General features: G+C 71.1%; 14 protein-coding genes. 10 read left to right on the top strand and 4 right to left on the bottom strand.

Translation table 11 applies throughout. From position 1 onward, the window contains the following. Nucleotides 1–57: 57 nt before the first annotated feature. The 5 genes from OWR29_RS36560 to OWR29_RS36580 all read left to right on the top strand — a co-directional run bounded on the left by OWR29_RS36560 (nucleotide 58) and on the right by OWR29_RS36580 (nucleotide 7,073). Nucleotides 58–1,647 carry an acyl-CoA dehydrogenase family protein gene (locus OWR29_RS36560; protein WP_267568061.1) on the top strand — a complete coding sequence of 530 codons (1,590 nt, stop codon included), beginning with the start codon at nucleotides 58–60 and terminating at the stop codon, nucleotides 1,645–1,647. 71 nt (nucleotides 1,648–1,718) lie between these two features. After that, complete coding sequence (locus OWR29_RS36565) at nucleotides 1,719–3,863, top strand: putative bifunctional diguanylate cyclase/phosphodiesterase (RefSeq protein WP_267568062.1); 2,145 nt, start codon at nucleotides 1,719–1,721, stop codon at nucleotides 3,861–3,863. Between the two features lie 9 nt (nucleotides 3,864–3,872). Further along, entirely contained in the window at nucleotides 3,873–5,102 is a 1,230-nt protein-coding gene (locus OWR29_RS36570; RefSeq protein WP_267568063.1) for an MFS transporter, read from the top strand. An 11-nt stretch (nucleotides 5,103–5,113) separates the two neighbouring features. After that, nucleotides 5,114–5,329, top strand: coding sequence for a hypothetical protein (locus OWR29_RS36575; protein WP_267568064.1), 216 nt, complete (start codon nucleotides 5,114–5,116; stop codon nucleotides 5,327–5,329). A 109-nt stretch (nucleotides 5,330–5,438) separates the two neighbouring features. Then, nucleotides 5,439–7,073 (top strand): hypothetical protein, encoded by a 1,635-nt coding sequence (locus OWR29_RS36580; protein ID WP_267568065.1) that lies wholly within the window; start codon nucleotides 5,439–5,441, stop codon nucleotides 7,071–7,073. Here OWR29_RS36580 and OWR29_RS36585 read toward each other — a convergent pair. Beyond that, complete coding sequence (locus tag OWR29_RS36585) at nucleotides 7,039–8,511, bottom strand: ATP-binding protein (protein ID WP_267568066.1); 1,473 nt, start codon at nucleotides 8,509–8,511, stop codon at nucleotides 7,039–7,041. The two genes, OWR29_RS36580 and OWR29_RS36585, sit on opposite strands and share 35 nt — an antisense overlap. 107 nt (nucleotides 8,512–8,618) lie before the next feature. Between OWR29_RS36585 and OWR29_RS36590 the strand changes: the two genes are divergently transcribed. After that, nucleotides 8,619–10,217 carry a glycoside hydrolase family 13 protein gene (locus tag OWR29_RS36590; RefSeq protein WP_267568067.1) on the top strand — a complete coding sequence of 533 codons (1,599 nt, stop codon included), beginning with the start codon at nucleotides 8,619–8,621 and terminating at the stop codon, nucleotides 10,215–10,217. On the opposite strand, the gene OWR29_RS36595 is transcribed toward OWR29_RS36590, so the two are convergent. Continuing rightward, the gene (locus OWR29_RS36595) at nucleotides 10,207–10,662 is read right to left on the bottom strand and encodes a winged helix-turn-helix transcriptional regulator (RefSeq protein ID WP_267568068.1); all 456 of its coding nucleotides are present in this window, start codon (nucleotides 10,660–10,662) and stop codon (nucleotides 10,207–10,209) included. The two genes, OWR29_RS36590 and OWR29_RS36595, sit on opposite strands and share 11 nt — an antisense overlap. Before the next feature lie 73 nt (nucleotides 10,663–10,735). Between OWR29_RS36595 and OWR29_RS36600 the strand changes: the two genes are divergently transcribed. Both OWR29_RS36600 and OWR29_RS36605 read left to right on the top strand, forming a co-directional pair. Next, nucleotides 10,736–11,326: a dihydrofolate reductase family protein gene (locus OWR29_RS36600; protein ID WP_267568069.1), complete on the top strand. Its 591-nt coding sequence runs from the start codon at nucleotides 10,736–10,738 to the stop codon at nucleotides 11,324–11,326. After that, nucleotides 11,326–12,111, top strand: a complete 786-nt coding sequence (locus tag OWR29_RS36605) for an MBL fold metallo-hydrolase (protein ID WP_267568070.1) — start codon at nucleotides 11,326–11,328, stop codon at nucleotides 12,109–12,111. The genes OWR29_RS36600 and OWR29_RS36605 overlap by 1 nt, the downstream gene beginning before the upstream one ends. Before the next feature lie 104 nt (nucleotides 12,112–12,215). On the opposite strand, the gene OWR29_RS36610 is transcribed toward OWR29_RS36605, so the two are convergent. Continuing rightward, a complete protein-coding gene (locus OWR29_RS36610; RefSeq protein ID WP_267568071.1) occupies nucleotides 12,216–12,815 on the bottom strand; it encodes a TetR/AcrR family transcriptional regulator in 600 nt (199 codons plus the stop codon). A gap of 79 nt (nucleotides 12,816–12,894) precedes the next feature. On the opposite strand from OWR29_RS36610, the gene OWR29_RS36615 reads away from it, so the two are divergent. Together OWR29_RS36615 and OWR29_RS36620 are read left to right on the top strand one after the other, a co-directional pair. Further along, nucleotides 12,895–14,169 carry a cytochrome P450 gene (locus OWR29_RS36615; RefSeq protein ID WP_267568072.1) on the top strand — a complete coding sequence of 425 codons (1,275 nt, stop codon included), beginning with the start codon at nucleotides 12,895–12,897 and terminating at the stop codon, nucleotides 14,167–14,169. Between the two features lie 75 nt (nucleotides 14,170–14,244). Beyond that, complete coding sequence (locus OWR29_RS36620) at nucleotides 14,245–15,642, top strand: alpha/beta hydrolase (RefSeq protein ID WP_267568073.1); 1,398 nt, start codon at nucleotides 14,245–14,247, stop codon at nucleotides 15,640–15,642. 264 nt (nucleotides 15,643–15,906) lie between these two features. Here OWR29_RS36620 and OWR29_RS36625 read toward each other — a convergent pair whose 3' ends face one another. Beyond that, nucleotides 15,907–16,581, bottom strand: a complete 675-nt coding sequence (locus tag OWR29_RS36625) for a response regulator transcription factor (RefSeq protein WP_267568074.1) — start codon at nucleotides 16,579–16,581, stop codon at nucleotides 15,907–15,909. Between the last annotated feature and the right edge of the window lie 154 nt (nucleotides 16,582–16,735).

The following is a 16,735-nucleotide window of genomic DNA, read 5'->3' on the forward strand; positions in this document are numbered from 1 at the left end:
CCAGGCGACGGCGGCGCGGCCTGGTGCCCGGAAGTTACCCGGCGGTAGATTGGCGGGATGACGCACGAGGTCTTCAACCAGCCGCCGCCGCTGGTCGACTACGACGTGGCGGCCGACGCGGGGCTGCTCGGGGCGGTCGAGCGGGAGGGCGCGAACTGGGCGGCCGGCGACCTGCACCGGCTGGGGAAGCTCGCGGGGACGGCCGAGCCGCAGCGCTGGGCCGACGAGGCCAACCGGCACGAGCCGCGGCTGCTCACCCACGACCGGTACGGCCACCGCGTCGACGAGGTCGATTTCCACCCCTCGTGGCACCGGCTCATGGAGGTCGCCGTCGGGGAAGGCCTGGCCGGGGCGCCCTGGGCCGACACGCGGAAGGGCGCGCACGTCGCCCGGGCGGCCGGCCTCTACGTCTGGTCCCAGGTCGAGGCCGGCCACTCGTGCCCGATCTCGATGACGTACGCCGTGGTTCCCGCTCTTCGGCACGCGCCCGAGCTGGCGAAGGCGTACGAACCTCTGCTCACCGCCAAGGCGTACGACTTCGGGCTGCGGACGCCTTCGACGAAAAAGGGCCTGCTCGCCGGCATGGGGATGACCGAGAAGCAGGGCGGTTCCGACGTACGCGCCAACACCACAGCCGCGACCGATGCGGGCGACGGCACCTGGCGGCTGCGCGGCCACAAGTGGTTCACCAGCGCACCGATGTGCGACCTGTTCCTCGTACTAGCGCAAGCGCCCCAAGGTCTTTCCTGTTTCCTCGTGCCTCGCGTGGTTCCCGACGGCACCCGCAACACCTTCCGCATCCAGCGCCTCAAGGACAAGCTGGGCAACCGCAGCAACGCCAGCAGCGAGCCCGAGTTCGACGACACCGTGGCCTGGCTGGTCGGCGCCGAGGGGCAGGGCGTGCGCACGATCATCGAGATGGTGGCGATGACCCGGCTCGACTGCGTGACCGGCTCGGCCTCGGGCATGCGGGCCGCGCTGACTCAGGCGATCCACCACACCCGGCACCGGCACGCGTTCGGCGGTGCCCTGGCCGACAAGCCGGTCATGAGAAACGTACTGGCGGACCTGGCTCTGGAAAGCGAAGCGGCGACCCTGCTCGCGATGCGGCTGGCCGGCGCGGTCGACCGGCGGGAGCAGGCCTTCTCGCGGCTGGCCATCGCGGTCGGCAAGTTCTGGGTGTGCAAGCGGCAGCCGGCCGTGGTCGGTGAGGCGCTGGAATGCCTGGGTGGCAACGGTTACGTGGAGGATTCGGGGCTGCCCCGGCTCTACCGCGACGCGCCGCTGAACTCGATCTGGGAGGGCTCCGGCAACGTCCAGGCGCTCGACATCCTCCGTACGCTGAAGAAGGAACCCGACAGCCTCGAGGCGTTCCTGGCCGAGGTGGCGCCGGCCGCTCAGGCGGACAGGCGGCTGGCCGAAGCGATCGACGCGCTCAAAGAGGCGCCGGTCGAGGACGACGCCCGTCGCACCGCCGAGCGCATGGCTCTCGTGCTGCAGGCTTCGCTTCTTGTCCGGTACGCCCCACCCGCCGTCGCCGATGCCTTCTGCGCCAGCCGGCTGGGCGGCGAGTGGGGCCACACGTTCGGCACGCTGCCGGCGCGGGTCGACACCGCGGCGATCGTGGAGCGCGCGGCACCCCGCTAGCAACCCGGCGACTGTTCAGACAACCGCGTCCGCCGCCGATCCGGCAGATGATGCGTGCGTGGTGGAGCTGGATGGTGACGGGGACCCTGGTCTGCGTCGCGTACCCGTTTCTGCCCAACGGCCACCTCAGCACCAGCCTGGCCTACAACGGCCTCGGCCTCGCCTCGTTCGTGATGATCGTCGCCGGCGTCCGCCGCCACCGCCCGGGCGCCGCCCGGGCCTGGTGGATCTTCACGACCGGTGTCCTCAGCTTCGTCATCGCCGACACCGTGTCGGAGATGACCGGGATCGTGCTCCACGACCGCCCGTTCCCGTTCTGGGACGACCTCCTGTACTTCCTGGCCTACCCGCTGCTGGTCGCCGGTCTGGTCATGATCGCGCGCGGCCGGGGGCGGCGGGAGCGCGCCGGACTCGTCGACGCCGCGATCATCGCGGCCGGGGTGGGTCTGGTCTACTGGGTGTTCGTCATCCAGCCCACCCTCGGCGACACCGGCAGTCCCCTGTTCGCGCGCCTGGTCAATGTCGGCTATCCCACGTACGACGTGGTGATGTGCGCGGTGGTGGTCCGGCTGATCGGGCGGCCGGGGGCGCGCGTGGCCAGCCTGTGGCTGCTGACCGCGGGCTGCGTCGTCAACTTCGGCACCGACGTGGTGTGGAGCCTGACCGAGGCGTACGACGGTGGGCCCATCAACGCGGGCTACATGCTCGCCTACGTGCTGTGGGCGGCCGCCGCCCTGCACCCGTCCATGGGAAGCATCGGGCAGGGGGCCGGCGACCGTCCCCGTTTCGGGCGTGGCCGCCTGCTGCTGCTGGGCGGTGTGACCATGACGGTGCCCGCAGTCCTGTTCCTGCAGGGCGCCCTCGGCCAGCACGTCAACTGGCCGGCCATCGGCGTCGGCGCGGTCGTGCTGTTCCTGCTCGTGCTGACGAGGCTCGGCGGGTTCGTCGGTCAGACCCAGCGGCAGGCGGCCGAGCTCGAGACCCTGGCCATGCGCGACGACCTCACCGGGCTGGCCAACCGCCGCCGCTTCGAGCTGCGCCTGCGGGCCGCCTCCTCGTCCCAGGTCTGCCTGCTCGACCTGAACGGGTTCAAGCAAGTGAACGACCGGCACGGGCACGCCGTGGGCGACCACCTGCTGATCGCGGTCGCCGCCCGGCTGGACGCGGAACTGGACGGCGAGGGGCTGCTGGCCCGGATGGGCGGCGACGAGTTCGCCCTGCTCCTGACGGACGCGACCGCGGCCGAGGGCGACGCGGTCGTCGACCGGCTGGCCCGGGTGCTGCGCGAGCCGTTCGCCGTGGACGGCCACGAGCTGCTGGTGGGGGCCGCGATCGGCATCGCCGACGGCGCCGACCCGGTCGAGGTGCTGCGCCGGGCCGACGTCGCGATGTACGCCGCCAAGACCACCAAGGCCCGATTCCGCCGGTACGCCGTGGAGCTCGACGATCGGGCCGATGAGGAGGCCCGGCTGGGCGCCGAGATGCGGGCCGCGCTCGACGCCGGCCGGTTCACCCTCGTCTACCAGCCGATCGTCTCGCTGCCGGACGGCGAGATCCGCTACGTCGAATCGCTGATCCGCTGGGACAAGCGCAGCCCGGCCGAGTTCATCCCGGTCGCCGAGCGCAACGGGCTGATCGTCGAGCTCGGCGAGTGGATCCTGCGGACGGCGTGCGCCCAGTTCGTGGCCTGGCAGGCGGCGTACGGCGAGGACGCACCCGAGCGGATCAGCGTCAACGTGTCGGCCCGGCAGCTCGCCGAGCCCGGTTTCGCCTGGGTCGTGGCGGACGCCCTGGCCGCCAACGGGATGGCCCCCGGCCACCTGATCGTGGAGGTGACCGAGACCGCTGTGTTCGGTGGCGGGGTCGCCGTGCGGGCCGTCAAGGAGCTGCACGAGCTGGGCGTCAAGATCGCGCTGGACGACTTCGGCACCGGGCACTCGTCGCTCGGCCTCCTGCAGACCGTGCCGGTGGACGTGCTCAAGGTCGACAAGTCGTTCGTCGACAACCTGGCCCTGGCCGGGCGACACGCCGTCATCGCCACCGCGCTGATTCAGGTGGCTGACGGCCTCGGCCTCACCGCCGTGGCCGAGGGCGTCGAAACGGCAGAACAAGCCCTTTCCCTGTACGAGTTGGGCTACCGCCTCGCCCAGGGCTACCACTTCGGCCGTCCCGTGCCGGAGCCCGCGTTCCGCGGGATCGGGGCCGCCGCCCGGTAGGGTGCCCGGGTGGCGCTCGGCTCCGACTTCCGCCGGCTGTGGTCGGCCTACGCGATCAGTGAGTTCGGCACGGGCGTCGGGTTCGGCGCGTTGCCCCTGGTCGCGGTGCTCGTGCTCGACGTGCCCGAGTTCCAGGTGTCGCTGCTGGCCGCGTTGGGCGGGCTGGCCGCGGCCGCGCTCGCGTTGCCGGCCGGCCCGTGGATCGAGTTCCGCCGCAAACGCCCGGTGATGATCGGGGCCGACCTGATCCGCTTCGCGGCGATCATCAGCATCCCGGTCGCGATGCTGGCCGGCGTGCTGACGTACGCCCAGCTCTGCCTGGTCGCGGTCGTGCAGGCCATCGGCACGATCCTGTTCGCGGCGGCCAGCGGCGTCCACCTCAAGGCCCTGGTCGGCCGGGAGGATCGCGACGCCGCCAACGGCCGCTTCGAGGCGACCTTCTGGACGGCGTACAGCTCGGGCCCGGCAATCGGCGGCGCCCTGACCTCCGCCCTCGGCGTGGCCTGGACGATCACGGTTGACGCGGTCAGCTTCATGCTCTCCGCCGTGGCCGTGCGTTCCCTGCGTACGCCCGAACCGCCCCCACCCGCCCGGCATCCCACCACGTCCCGTTGGAGCGACATCACCGCCGGTTGGCGCTACATCGCCGGCCACCGTGGATTGCGGGCCCTGTTCCTCAACGCCCAGCTGTTCGGCGGGGCCATGATGGCCGCCACCCCCCTGCTGAACGTGCTGATGCTGCGCGACCTGGGCCTTGCCCCCTGGCAGTACGGCCTGGCCTGGGGCGTCGCCTGCCTGGGCGGCGTGGCCGGCGCGCTCACCGTCGGCCGGCTCACCACCCGCTTCGGCCGCCGCCGAGTGCTGCTGGTGTCGGGCGTGAGCCGCGCCATGTGGCTCTGGGTGCTGGCGTTCCTGCCGGCCGGGGTGGCCGGCATGCTCCTGACCATGGTGGTCGAGTTCGTGGCCATCTTCGGCTCCGGCGTCTTCAATCCCGCCTTCGCCACCTACCGCATGACCGAGACCGAGGACGGCTACCTGTCCCGGGTGATCGCCTGCTGGTCCATCACGTCGCGAGCGGTGCAGCCCGCCTTCATCGCGGTGGGCGGCCTGCTGGCCGCGCTCACCAGCCTGCGCACGGCCCTGCTCATCTGCGGCCTCGGCGTCCTGGCCAGCTCGGCCCTGCTCCCCTGGCGCAAGTCCCATGTATCCAGCACGCCGGTCCCCGCCTCCTCCAGGTGAGGAGGTGGCACATGAACACTGTGCTCAAGGCGGTCTTCTCGGCCGCGACCAGCGGACTGATCGCTTTCCTGTCATCGTTGCTGACCGCCCTGCAGGGCGAGAACACCGGCTTCGCCACCATCACCGACGGCCAGTGGGTGACGGCGGCCCTGGCCTTCATAGTGGCCGTAGCCGGCACCGGAACCGTCACCTACCAGGTACGCAACCGAACCCCGCAACACGTCTGATCCCGCCCGGCCGACCGGCCGCCCCAAACGGCCGAGTCGGCCGACGGCATGCCTCACCCTCCTCGTGATCGACTTGCGGTCGCATCCGCACCACGAGGAGGAACCACCCATGCAGGACCCGTCGGGCTCAACGGAAATCGCCGAGTCGCAGGACGACGACCTGATCGATACCGGCGAGTCGACGGTGCTGGCCGAGGTGCTTCCCGGAATCGCCGTCGTCTTCGGCGACGTCCCGGCCGACCTGAAGCACGATCTGATCGACTTCGGGCTCGTTCCGGTCGCCGACCGCACGCGGATCTCCACCTTGCTCGCTTCCATCGGCAACACGGCGCACCTGGCCGGGACGGTGGGGACTGCATTCGCCGGCATGCAGGGGCTCTACCGGATCAGCGACGCGACCCGCGCGCTGCTGATGAGCGGCGCGGCGCTCGCCGTCAAAGACGGAGCAAACCTGGGAACGGTGATCGCTCAGGGCCGTTTCATCGCGCAGGCTCGCTTCATCCCTGTGCAAGGGATGAAGGCGGCCCAAGGCGGGGCGTCGATCGGGCCGGCACTGTCCATGCTCGCCCTGCAGATGATGCTGGAGGAGGTCACGGCACTCGTCCGCACCAATATCGCGCTGACCAGCCAAGTTCTGGCCGCCGTGCGGCACGAGCAGTGGGCCGAATTGACCGCCCTCGTCACCACCGTCGACGATGTCGTCGATCAGGCGCGGGCGATCGAGTCGGTGCCGTCCACATTGTGGGAGACAGTCGCGGGCAAGAAGGCGGACCTGCAGAAACAGCTCGAGCTGTACCGGCTCAACGTCGGCGCCCACGTCAGGCAGATCCAGCGGCTGGGCCTGCGCGGCCGTCGTGAATATCTCGAGATCAACGCCGAGGCCGTCCTCTTCGACGCCTTCGCCCTGCTGTCGTCGGTGAAGGCCTGGACCGCATATCAGTCGCTGCACGCCGTCCGGGCCAGAAGCGCCGCCTCCGACGACCCCGCGGAGGGCCGGCTCGTCGAGGACATCGCGCGCCGCACCGGGCAGGCGCTCAAGTCGGCCCTGGCCGAGACGACGAGCCTGGTCGACTCGCTGCGGCGTGAGCTGCGGATCATCGCCGAGCTGCCCGGGCGCGCCACCGTGCCGCTGCCCGGCAAACGCAAGGACTCCAACGCCGTACGACAGACCGCCGCCGCCCTGCTGGAAGCGCTCGAACCGCTGGCCGACGCCCTGCACCCGGCCGCCCCGCCGCTCGAGGCCCCGGCCGTCGTCTGCGCGCCCGCCACTTTCAAGCCCGAGCCCACCTTGCGTATTCTGCAGTGGCACCTGCGGGACGACGAGACGCTGTCCGTCCTCGCCCTCTCCGACCAGGGCGACTCCAACGCCGTGTCCTCGCTGTTCACCGGGGCGAAGGAAAAGCTCACCGGCGCAGTCAAGACGCTCGTGGCCGTCACCGACCGGCGCATCCTGACGGCCCGGACCAACTCGTTCCTCGAGCAGGGCGAGATCCGCCAGGACATCCCGCTCGACCAGGTGCGGTACGTCCGCTCCAAGGCAGCGGACGGCAAGGGCGACCGCCGAGTGGTCGACGTCATCACCCGCGACGAGAACCTGCAGTGGCTCTTTCCCGCCGAAATCGACCCGGCCCAGATCGACGGGCTGGCCGCGCTGCTCGCCGAGGCCATGAGCATTCCCGACGCCGAGCGGGAGGAGCTGCGGGATCGGGCTACTGCGGGCCGGCCGTCCCCAGCAGGTCTCTGACGCTGGCCAGCAGTTCGTCGGTGGTGATGGGGTCGACGCGGCCGCCGGTGCGGGCGTCCTGCATGGCCTTGGAGAGCTGGACCCGGCGCAGGATCTCTTTGATGTCGGCGCCGGTCATGCCGTGGCTGGCGGTGGCCAGGGCGGCCAGGTCGAGGTCGTCGGCGAACATCTGGAAGCCGGGGGCCTCGTGGGCCGCGATCAGGCCGTGGATCATCTTGCGGAAGATCTCGGCCCTCGACGCCTCGTCGGGCTTGGGGACGCTGATCTTGACGTCGAAGCGGCCGGAGCGGATCAGCGAGTCGTCGACGCGGTGCGGGAAGTTGGTCGTGGCCACCACGATGACGTTGGGGTTGGCCTCGATCAGGTCGTTCATCTCCTGCTTGAAGATGCCGGCCACGGCGTTGATGGCCTGGCTGGCCGCGTCGCCGCCGGAGCCGGCGTAGCTGATGATCGAGTCGAACTCGTCGAACAGCATGAGCGTGGGCACCCGGTAGCGGCGGGCGTCGCGGAAGATCTGCTTGATGTTGCGTTCCGAGCCGCCGAGCCACTTGTCGAGGATTTCCGGCGTACGGATCTCGCGGAAGTCGGCGCCGATCTCGTTGGCCAGCGCCCGTGACAGCATGGTCTTGCCGGTGCCGGGCGGCCCGTACATCAGAAGGCCCTGGGGACGGCGGGCGCCCCAGCGGGCCATGGCCTCGGGGTGGCGGAACGACACGGCGATCTGGCGCAGCTCGGAGACCACGTCGGCCAGGCCGCCCACCATGTCGAGCGTGACCGTCTGGGTCGTGGCGGGCACCTTCGGCGCCACCGCCTCACGGCTCACCACGTACCGCTTGCCGGCCAGCGACTCAGGCCCGGCCAGTTCGATCACCGCCTGCAGGGTGAGCCCGACGAAGGCCTGCAGGTGGGCGGGCGTCACGTCGTCGCGTCCGACCTCGGCGTGCAGGCGGACCACCGTACCGGTCTCGTCATAGGTCATCTCGGCCTGCAACCCGACCACGGCGTCGGCCAGCGTGCCCGGTTCGCGGTTGGTCGCCGGCGGGGTCTGACGGTCAAGACCCAATTTCTTGTACGCGGCGGCCGCGGCAGCCCCGATGTTGTCCACGATCCGGGTGGCGATCGGGTCGCCGGCCTCGATCCGCTTGGCCAGCAGCAGCCCGACCGGGTCGTTGCCCAGCACCAGCTTGCGGATCCGCTCCTTGGACAGCGGCTCCTCGGCGGTGCTGATCGCCGCGGCGAACGTGTGCACCGGACCGCCCGGGCGGTCGGCGCTCGAGACGGTCAGGTCGACGCGCTGGACCGGTGACGGCCATTCGGCCCGGCGGAGCAGTTCAACCGGGTTGACCCGGGCCGCGGCGAGCACGGTCGGCGCGTCGACCAGCTCGACTGTCGCCCCGGCGTATTCGAAGGTCTCACCTCGTGGCCGCGTTTCGGACATTTGTTCCTCCCAGCGGTGTCGACCTACCAAGAGTGACACGGGCGCACACGGGTTGCCGTTTGTTGCGACCCCGCGGGCGGCTGTTCGAACGGCCGATCGGGTCTGGCATGTCAGCCGAACCGATGCAGGACACGCGCCCCGTCGAGTACGTCGCCCGCGACCCGTGGTGGCGCGACGCCGTCGTCTACCAGGTGTATCTGCGCTCGTTCGCGGACGGCAACGGCGACGGCGTGGGCGACTTCGCCGGGCTGCGCGCGCGGCTGCCCTACCTGGCCGAGCTGGGCGTGGACGCGGTCTGGGTGACCCCGCACTACGTGTCGGGCGGGGCCGACGGCGGCTACGACGTCGTCGACTTCACGGCGGTCGACCCGGATTACGGCACGGTCGAGGACGTGCGCGGGCTGGTCGAGGACGCGCACGCGCTCGGCCTGCGGGTGCTGCTCGACATCGTCCCCAACCACACCAGCGACCAGCACCAGTGGTTCCAGACGGCGCTGAACGACCCGGACAGCCCGGAGGCGGCCCGCTACCACTTCCTGCCGGCTTCGGAGGAGCCCCCGAACAACTGGCAGAGCATGTTCGGCGGCCCGGCCTGGTCCCGTACGCCGGACGGACGCTGGTACCTGCACCTGTTCACCCCGCAGCAGCCCGACCTGAACTGGGACAACCCGCAGGTGGCGGAGGACTTCGACCGTACGCTGAAATTCTGGTTCGACCTGGGTGTCGACGGCTTCCGGGTGGACGTCGCCTACGGCCTGTTCAAGGACCCGGCCTACCGCGACAACGCCGGCATCTACTCGCCGACCTTGTTCGGGCACGGCCCCGAGCAGGCCATGACCACCAACCAGCCCCGCGTGCACCAGATCTGGCGCCGCTGGCGGGCGCTGTGCGACTCCTACGCCGAGCCGAAGATGCTGGTCGGCGAGGTGTCGCTGGCCGATCTGGACGAGGTGGGCCTGTACGCGCGCCCCGACGAGCTGCACCACGCCTTCCAGTTCCGGCTGCTCAAGAGCGACTGGGACGCCGAGTCGTTCGCCGGCACCATCGCCGAGGCGCTGACCGCTTTCGACCAGGTCGGCGCGCCCGCCCCGTGGGTGCTCGGCAACCACGACAAGGCCCGCCAGGTCACCCGCTACGGCAGCCTGCGCCGCGCCCGGGCCGCCGCCCTGCTCACGCTGTCGCTGCCTGGTTCGGCTTACCTGTACGCGGGTGAGGAGCTAGGCCTGCCCGAGGCGCACGTCCCGGACGCGGCCCGCCGCGACCCCATCTTCTTCCGCTCGAACGGCAAGCGCGCCGGCCGGGACGGTTGCCGCATCCCCATGCCGTGGGAGGCGAGCGACCCGAATGCGGGCTTCAGCACCGGCACCCCGTGGCTGCCGCAGCCCGCCGACTGGCCGGGCTACGCCGTCGACCAGCAGGAATCCGACCCAGACTCGACCTTCACCCTCTACCGCCAGGCGCTCATGCTGCGCCAGCTCTACACGGCGCTCGGCTCCGGCCGAGCCTCGGTGACCCGCGACGGCGACGTGATCCGCGTCGACCTGGAAGGCCGCTCCGACGCGGTCACCTGCTGGATCAACATGGGCTCGGAGCCGGTCACGATCCCGGCCGACCGCGTCCTGCTGGCGTCCATGCCGGACACGCCGGGCCCCGTGGCCGGCCGGCTCACCCTGCCGGGTGACACCGCGGTCTGGGTCATGGCGTGAGCGCCGCGTTCAGGCGTTCGAACGGGCTCGGGCCGTCGTAGGGCTTCGCCTCGGCGCCCAGGTGGTGCACCCGGAGCTCATCCATGAGCTCGTCCAGGAACTGGGGGCCGGCGGCGCGCAGGAACTGCTGCCGGCTCTCGTCGCCGCCCGGCCGCCAATCGAGGCCCCATTCCCCGTACGCGAAAATGATCGGAACCGTCCGGATGCCCGCCTCGGTCAGGCTGAAGCGCGCGCGCTGGCCTCTGGCCGCGGTGCCGCGAGTCAGGATCCCGGCGTCGATCAGCCGTTTGAGCCGGTCGGCCAGGATGTTGGAGGCGATGCCCTCGGCCGAGCCGGTCAGCAGTGCACGGAAGTAACGCCGGTCGCCGAAGATGACGTCGCGCAGCACGAGCAGCGTCCAGCGGTCGCCGAGCACCTCGACGGCGGCGGTCAACGGACCCTCCAAAGCTCCTCCTTGACAGGCGATCGGCCCCCAATATAGTAGTTGCAAATCGCAATCACTAGGGGAAGAGGCGCTGATGGGCCGCTTCGCGTACTGGATGAACGTGTCCCTCGACCTGCGGATCGAGCAGGTGCCCGGGGACGACGGGGCCGGCGAATGGCTGCGCATCGACGAGGGGCTGCACCGCGAGTTCAACGCTCGGGCGCGGGAGCTCGCCGTGATGGTCCAGGGCCGGGTCATGTACGAGACGATGGAGGAGTACTGGCCTCGGGCACGCACTGACGCGTCGCTGCCGGACTTCATGCAGGAGTACGGCCACATCTGGACCGACGTGCCCAAGGTGCTCGTGTCGCGTACCCGCACCGAGGCCGGCCACAACACCCGCATCTTCGGCGGCGACGACGCGATCGAGCAGCTGGCCGCCCTGCGCGCCGAGACCGGCGGCACCCTCGGCGTGGGCGGCGCGACGGTGGCCACGCAACTGCTGCGGGCGCGTCTGCTCGACGAGTTGCTGCTGTTCACGCACCCGTCGATCCTCGGCTTCGGGCGGCCGCTGTTCGACGACTACGACATGCCGGTCGACCTCGACCTGCTCGAGCACAAGTCGTTCACGAACGGCGTCACCATGCACCGCTACGCCGTCCAGGACGCGAAAGAGGCGAGCTGATGCTGACGCCGATCGCCGACGGTGTGTCGTACCACCAGAGCGAGTTCCTGCAGAGCAACGCCACCTTCGTACAAGGGCTGCTCATTGACCCGGGGCTGACCGAGGACGAGATGACCTGCCTGGCCGGCGACCTGGATCGACCGGTCGTGGCCGGCTTCTCGACGCATCCGGACTGGGACCACCTGCTCTGGCACCCTCGGTTCGGCGAGGCTCCGCGATACGCGACGGCCCGGTGCGCAGCCGCCGTCGACGAGCAGCAGTCCGATCCGGATCTGAAGGCCCGGGTGGCCGAGCACCTGGAGGAGACGGAGATCGCCGGTAAGGTCCCGCTTGACCTGTACGGCGTTCTGGCCGCACTGCCGTCCGGGGCGACCGAGGTGCCGTGGGACGGCCCCCGCGTACGCATCATCGAGCACCAGGCGCACGCCCCGGGCCACGCGGCGCTGTTCGTCGAGGACCTGGGCGTGCTGATCGCCGGCGACATGCTGTCCGACGTGCTGGTTCCCATGCTCGACCTGGACGCCGCCGACCCGATCGAGGACTACCTGGCCGCGCTGGAGCTGCTGGAGGGCGTGCCGGCCCACGTCGTCGTGCCCGGTCACGGGTCGGTCGGCGATGCCGGTGAGCTCCGCACGCGGATCGCGCGGGATCGGGCGTACGTGCTGGCCCTGCGCGACGGCCAGGAGCCGGACGACCCACGGATCGGCCCCTCGGCCCCGGCCGGCTGGGAGTGGGTCAGCGACATGCACGCCGGGCAGGCCCATCGCCTCGCCGCCCGCGCCTAGCCAGAGTCTTCGACGCCGACCCCTTCGCCGCCGGGAGCCTTCGCCGCCGGGAGCCTTCGCCGCCGGGAGCCTTCGCCGCCGGGAGCCTTCGCCGCCGGGAGTCGTCAGCGCGGGCCGAGTAGGCGGGCCGTGGCCTCGACGGCGGCGTCGGTGATCGTGGCGACGTCGCCGCCGTCCTCGACCGTGACGGCGATCAGCTCCCGCAGGCCGCCGAGCAGGATGGTCGCGGTCTGGTCGGAGGCCGGGCGTACGCCTTCGGCCGCGAGCCGGGGCGTGTCGGTGAGCCGCCGGATCAGGCCCACGAAGCCGCTCATCGTCTCGCGCTGGAACTGGCGGGCCCGGCCCTGACCGAGGGCGGGCACGTCGCGGATCCAGCTCAGCGTGATCGGCGGGTCGGCCTGCACGGCGGCGATCCAGCCCTCGATGGCCTGCCGGACCTGCCCCTCCCACGGCGCCGCCGGGTCGACCGCGGCCGAGATGCGCGCGATCGTGCGCTGGTTGGTCTCGTGCAGCAGGGCGACCAGGCACTCCTGGCGGTCGGTGAACTGGGCGTAGAACGTGCGCCTCGACGTGCGCGCGGCCCGCACGATGTCGGCCACCGTCGTCTCCGGGTAGCCGCGCTCGCGGATGCAGACGGCCAGCCCTTCCAGCAGGCGGCGCCGGTGCCCGGTAGCGGCGTCGGCGGGCGCGTCGAGGGTTGTCATCTGGCACACGGTACGCCTTGCCCGGCCGTGGTACGCCGACGTACCGTCAGCTGGTACGCCGACGTACCAGGGGGTTCCGATGACAGTGCATCTGCCCGACGGTCCTACCAGCCCGCGCGTCGTGCAGGCGCTCGGCTTCGCCTTGTCCCGGCGGCGAACGATGGAACGGATGCGCGACCGCTACGGATCCGCGTTCACCATGCAGTCGCTCAACCTGGGCCGGATGGTGATGCTGGCCGACCCGGGCGAGGTGCGCGAGATGTTCCAGGCGAGCCCGGAGGAGGCGGACACTCCCGACGCGAACCTGGGCTCGGTGCTCGGGCCGGGCTCGTTCTTCGCGATCAAGGGGGAAGTGCACCGGCGCCAACGCAAGCTGCTGACCCCGCCCTTCCACGGACGCCGGCTCCGCGCGTACGAGCAATTGATCGAACGCGAGACGCGGCGCGAGACAGCCACCTGGCCGCAGGGGACGCCGTTCCCCGTCATGCCGTCGACGATGCGCATCACGCTGAACGTGATCTTGGGAGCCGTTTTCGGCGCCGAGGGGGCCGAGCTCGATGAGTTGCGCGCGCTGCTGCCGCCGATGGTCAAGCTGGGTTCGATTCTTGCGGTGCTTCCCGTCGTACGCCGTGATCTGCGCGGGTATGGGCCGGGCGCCCGTTACGCTCGTTACCGCGCACAATACGACGCCATCGTGCACCGCCTGATCGACCGTGCGCAGGCCGACCCGGCGCTGGAAGAGCGCGAAGACGTTCTGGCCATGCTGGTGCAGTCCCGCTACGACGACGGCTCCCCCATGAGCCGCAGCGAGATGGCCGACCAGCTGCTGACTCTGCTCGCGGCCGGCCACGAGACCACGGCGACGACCCTGGCCTGGGCCGTCGAACGCCTGCGCCGGCATCCGGCAGCATTGGACAAGATGGATGACGACGCCTTCCGCGAGGCGACAGTCATCGAGGTGCAGCGCGTGCGCCCGGTCGTCGAGATCACCTCCCGGCAGGTGCGCAGCGACGAGCTGACCCTGGGCCGCTGGACGTTGCCGAGGGGCACAGTGGTCACGGCCTGCATTGCCCTGCTGCACGAAGACCCCAAGCTCTTCGAGAACCCGGACGTCTTCGACCCCACCCGCTTCGTAGGCACCCGCGCCGACACGGCCGCGTGGATCCCTTTCGGCGGCGGCATCCGCCGTTGCATAGGAGCAGCCTTCGCCACCCTGGAGATGAACGTCGTGCTACGAACAATCCTGAACGACTTCGCCCTGTCCCCCACCACCGAGCCGGCCGAACGCCCCCACAGCCGCGGCATAGCGGTCGCCCCTGCCAAGGGCGGCCTGGCCGTGGTGCATCGCCGCTGAGCGCGGCAAGACCAGGGTGGGCTCAGGGCATCACCTGATGTCTTCTCGGCGTACGCACTGTCGACGATGGACGGCATGATTCGCCGCCGCAGCATCGTCGCGTCCGTGACCGCCATCGTGACCGGGCTGGCCCTGGCGGCCACTCCGCCCGCGGCGGGCGCCGACCGGCCGCAGCCCCGGATCGTCTGGACACAGTGCGACGACGACATACCGAAACTGCCGATCGACCCGGCCGTGGAGTGCGGCAAGCTGCGCTTACCGGTCGACTGGGCGCGCCCGCACGGCGCCACCTTCGAGCTCGCGATAGCCAGACGGCCCGCCGCCAAGCAGGAGCAGCGGGTGGGGACGCTGGTGTTCGGCCCGGGCGGGCCAGGCGATTCCGGCGTCGAGCGGATCCGCCGCGGCGACCGGTTCAGCCGCGAGATCCTCGACAAGTTCGACACGGTCAGCTTCGACCCGCGCGGCGTCGCCCGCAGCGGCGGACCGTCCTGCTCCCTGGATCTGCCCGCGCCGGGCCTGCTGACCAGCCAGGCCGAGTTCGACCGCACGATCGCCGCCAACCGTGCCGCGTGGGCCGCCTGCCGACCGACCAGCCCGGTGTGGGACCACGCCGACACGCTGAGCGCCGTCCGCGACCTCGACGCGCTACGAGCCGCGCTCGGCGAACGGCAACTCACTTTCCACGGCAGCTCGTACGGCACGTTGCTCGGCCAGCAGTACGCCGCGCGCTACCCCCATCGAGTGCGCGCGATTGTGCTCGAAAGCGTCTTCGACCACAGCCTGAACGTGCGCGATTTCGTCCGTACGCAAGCGATCGCCCTGCAGGACGCGTTCGACGAGTTCGTCGCGTGGTGCTCCCCCACGCGCACCGAGTGCGCCCTGAGTGGTTCCGACGTACGGGCGGTCTGGCGCGACATCCTCGACCGGGCCGACCCGGCTACAGCCTTCGCCATCTCCCTGTTGCCCATCGCCCGCCTCGCCGCCCCCGACCGCGCGGCCCTGTCCCGCGACATCGCCGCCCTGCGCGACGGCCAAGCCCCGGCGGGCAAACTTCCACCCCTGGTTTCGTCCGTGTTCTGTGCCGACTGGCCGGCCGATGTGCGCAACTTCCGCGCGTACGAGGATCTGGTGCGCACCGCCCGGTCGGTGGCACCGGACGTCCGCTACGGCGGCGGCCTGCTGGCCGTACGGGCCTGCCTGGGCTGGCCTTCTCCCGTGGCCAACCCACCGGCCCGCCTGCACGTGGACACCGTCCGACCGTTGCTGCTGCTCAACTCCCGCCACGACGTCCGCACCGGCTACGCGTGGGCGACGAACGTGGCCCACCAGCTGGGCCGCCACGGCCGCCTGGTCACCTACGAGGGCTCAGGCCACGGCGCCTACGGCAACACCCCCTGCACCACCGCGATGGTCGACCGCTACCTGATCGACCTGACCATCCCCCCACGCGGCGCCACCTGCCCCGCAGCCTGACGGGTCGACCGCCACCCGCTCGACCAGCTGACAGCACCAAACGGCGCGTCCTACCCATGCCACCCGATGAGCCGACGAGCCGAGCGCGACCACACGCGCTCGGCTCGTCATCGCCAACGGCCCGTCAACTCGTGCAACAAGCGACAACAACGAGCAGAAACGGTCGTGCAGATCCGGCTCGGCACCGCATACGGCCGGGTCAATTCCGTGCGCTAAGCGACAACAACGAGCAGAAGCGGCCGTGCGCCTTCGGCTCGGCGTCGGCTATGGCCTGACCAACCCCGTGCGGTAGGCGACGACAACTAGCTGGGCGCGGTCGCGCGCGTTCAGCTTGGTCAGCAGGCGGCTGACATACGTGCGGACGGTCGCGGGGCTCAGGTGCAGCACGACGGCGATCTCGTCGTTGGCCCGGCCGCGCGCGACCTCGGTCAGCACGTCTCGTTCGCGGTCGGTGAGGGCGGCCAGCGCCGTGCCGTCGGCCGCGGGTGGCCCGGTGCCGACGGCGGCGTCCATGACTCGTCGCGTCACCGCCGGGGACAGCAACGCCTCGCCGTTCGCGACCAGCCGGACGGCGCGGCGCAGCTCATCGGGGCCGCAGTCCTTGAGCAGGAAGCCGGCCGCGCCGGCCCGGATCGCCGCGAACACGTGCTCGTCGGTGCCATACGTGGTCAGCGCAACCACGCGGACGGCCGCCAGCGTCGGATCGGCCACGATGCGCCGGGTCGCCTCGATGCCGTCGCGCCCCGGCATGCGCAGGTCCATGAGCACGACGTCCGGCCGTGTCTCAACCACGATCGCGTACGCCTCATCGCCGTCGGCGGCCTCGCCCACCACGGCCAGCTCGGAATCCCGCTCGATCAGCGCCCGCAGTCCGGCCCGCACCAACTCCTGATCATCGGCCAGCACCACCCGCACGCTCACCACACGGCCTCCACCCATACCGCGACCCGCCTACTCACCACACGGCCCCCGCCCACACCACGACCTGCGCACGGCCCGCCCACACACCGACCCGCCCGCTCACCACACGGCCCCCGTCCACACCCCGACCCGCCCGCTCACCACACGGCCCTGCCGACACCGCGACCCGCCC

Source organism: Paractinoplanes pyxinae (assembly GCF_026626335.1).
Taxonomy (GTDB): Bacteria; Actinomycetota; Actinomycetes; order Mycobacteriales; family Micromonosporaceae; genus Actinoplanes; species Actinoplanes pyxinae.

Coding starts and splice junctions, on each gene's coding strand:
- OWR29_RS36560 (WP_267568061.1), top strand. CDS start 58: ATGACGCACGAGGTCTTCAACCAGCCGCCGCCGCTGGTCGACTACGAC.
- OWR29_RS36565 (WP_267568062.1), top strand. CDS start 1,719: ATGGTGACGGGGACCCTGGTCTGCGTCGCGTACCCGTTTCTGCCCAAC.
- OWR29_RS36575 (WP_267568064.1), top strand. CDS start 5,114: ATGAACACTGTGCTCAAGGCGGTCTTCTCGGCCGCGACCAGCGGACTG.
- OWR29_RS36580 (WP_267568065.1), top strand. CDS start 5,439: ATGCAGGACCCGTCGGGCTCAACGGAAATCGCCGAGTCGCAGGACGAC.
- OWR29_RS36585 (WP_267568066.1), bottom strand. CDS start 8,511: ATGTCCGAAACGCGGCCACGAGGTGAGACCTTCGAATACGCCGGGGCG.
- OWR29_RS36590 (WP_267568067.1), top strand. CDS start 8,619: ATGTCAGCCGAACCGATGCAGGACACGCGCCCCGTCGAGTACGTCGCC.
- OWR29_RS36600 (WP_267568069.1), top strand. CDS start 10,736: ATGGGCCGCTTCGCGTACTGGATGAACGTGTCCCTCGACCTGCGGATC.
- OWR29_RS36605 (WP_267568070.1), top strand. CDS start 11,326: ATGCTGACGCCGATCGCCGACGGTGTGTCGTACCACCAGAGCGAGTTC.
- OWR29_RS36610 (WP_267568071.1), bottom strand. CDS start 12,815: ATGACAACCCTCGACGCGCCCGCCGACGCCGCTACCGGGCACCGGCGC.
- OWR29_RS36615 (WP_267568072.1), top strand. CDS start 12,895: ATGACAGTGCATCTGCCCGACGGTCCTACCAGCCCGCGCGTCGTGCAG.
- OWR29_RS36620 (WP_267568073.1), top strand. CDS start 14,245: ATGATTCGCCGCCGCAGCATCGTCGCGTCCGTGACCGCCATCGTGACC.
- OWR29_RS36625 (WP_267568074.1), bottom strand. CDS start 16,581: ATGGGTGGAGGCCGTGTGGTGAGCGTGCGGGTGGTGCTGGCCGATGAT.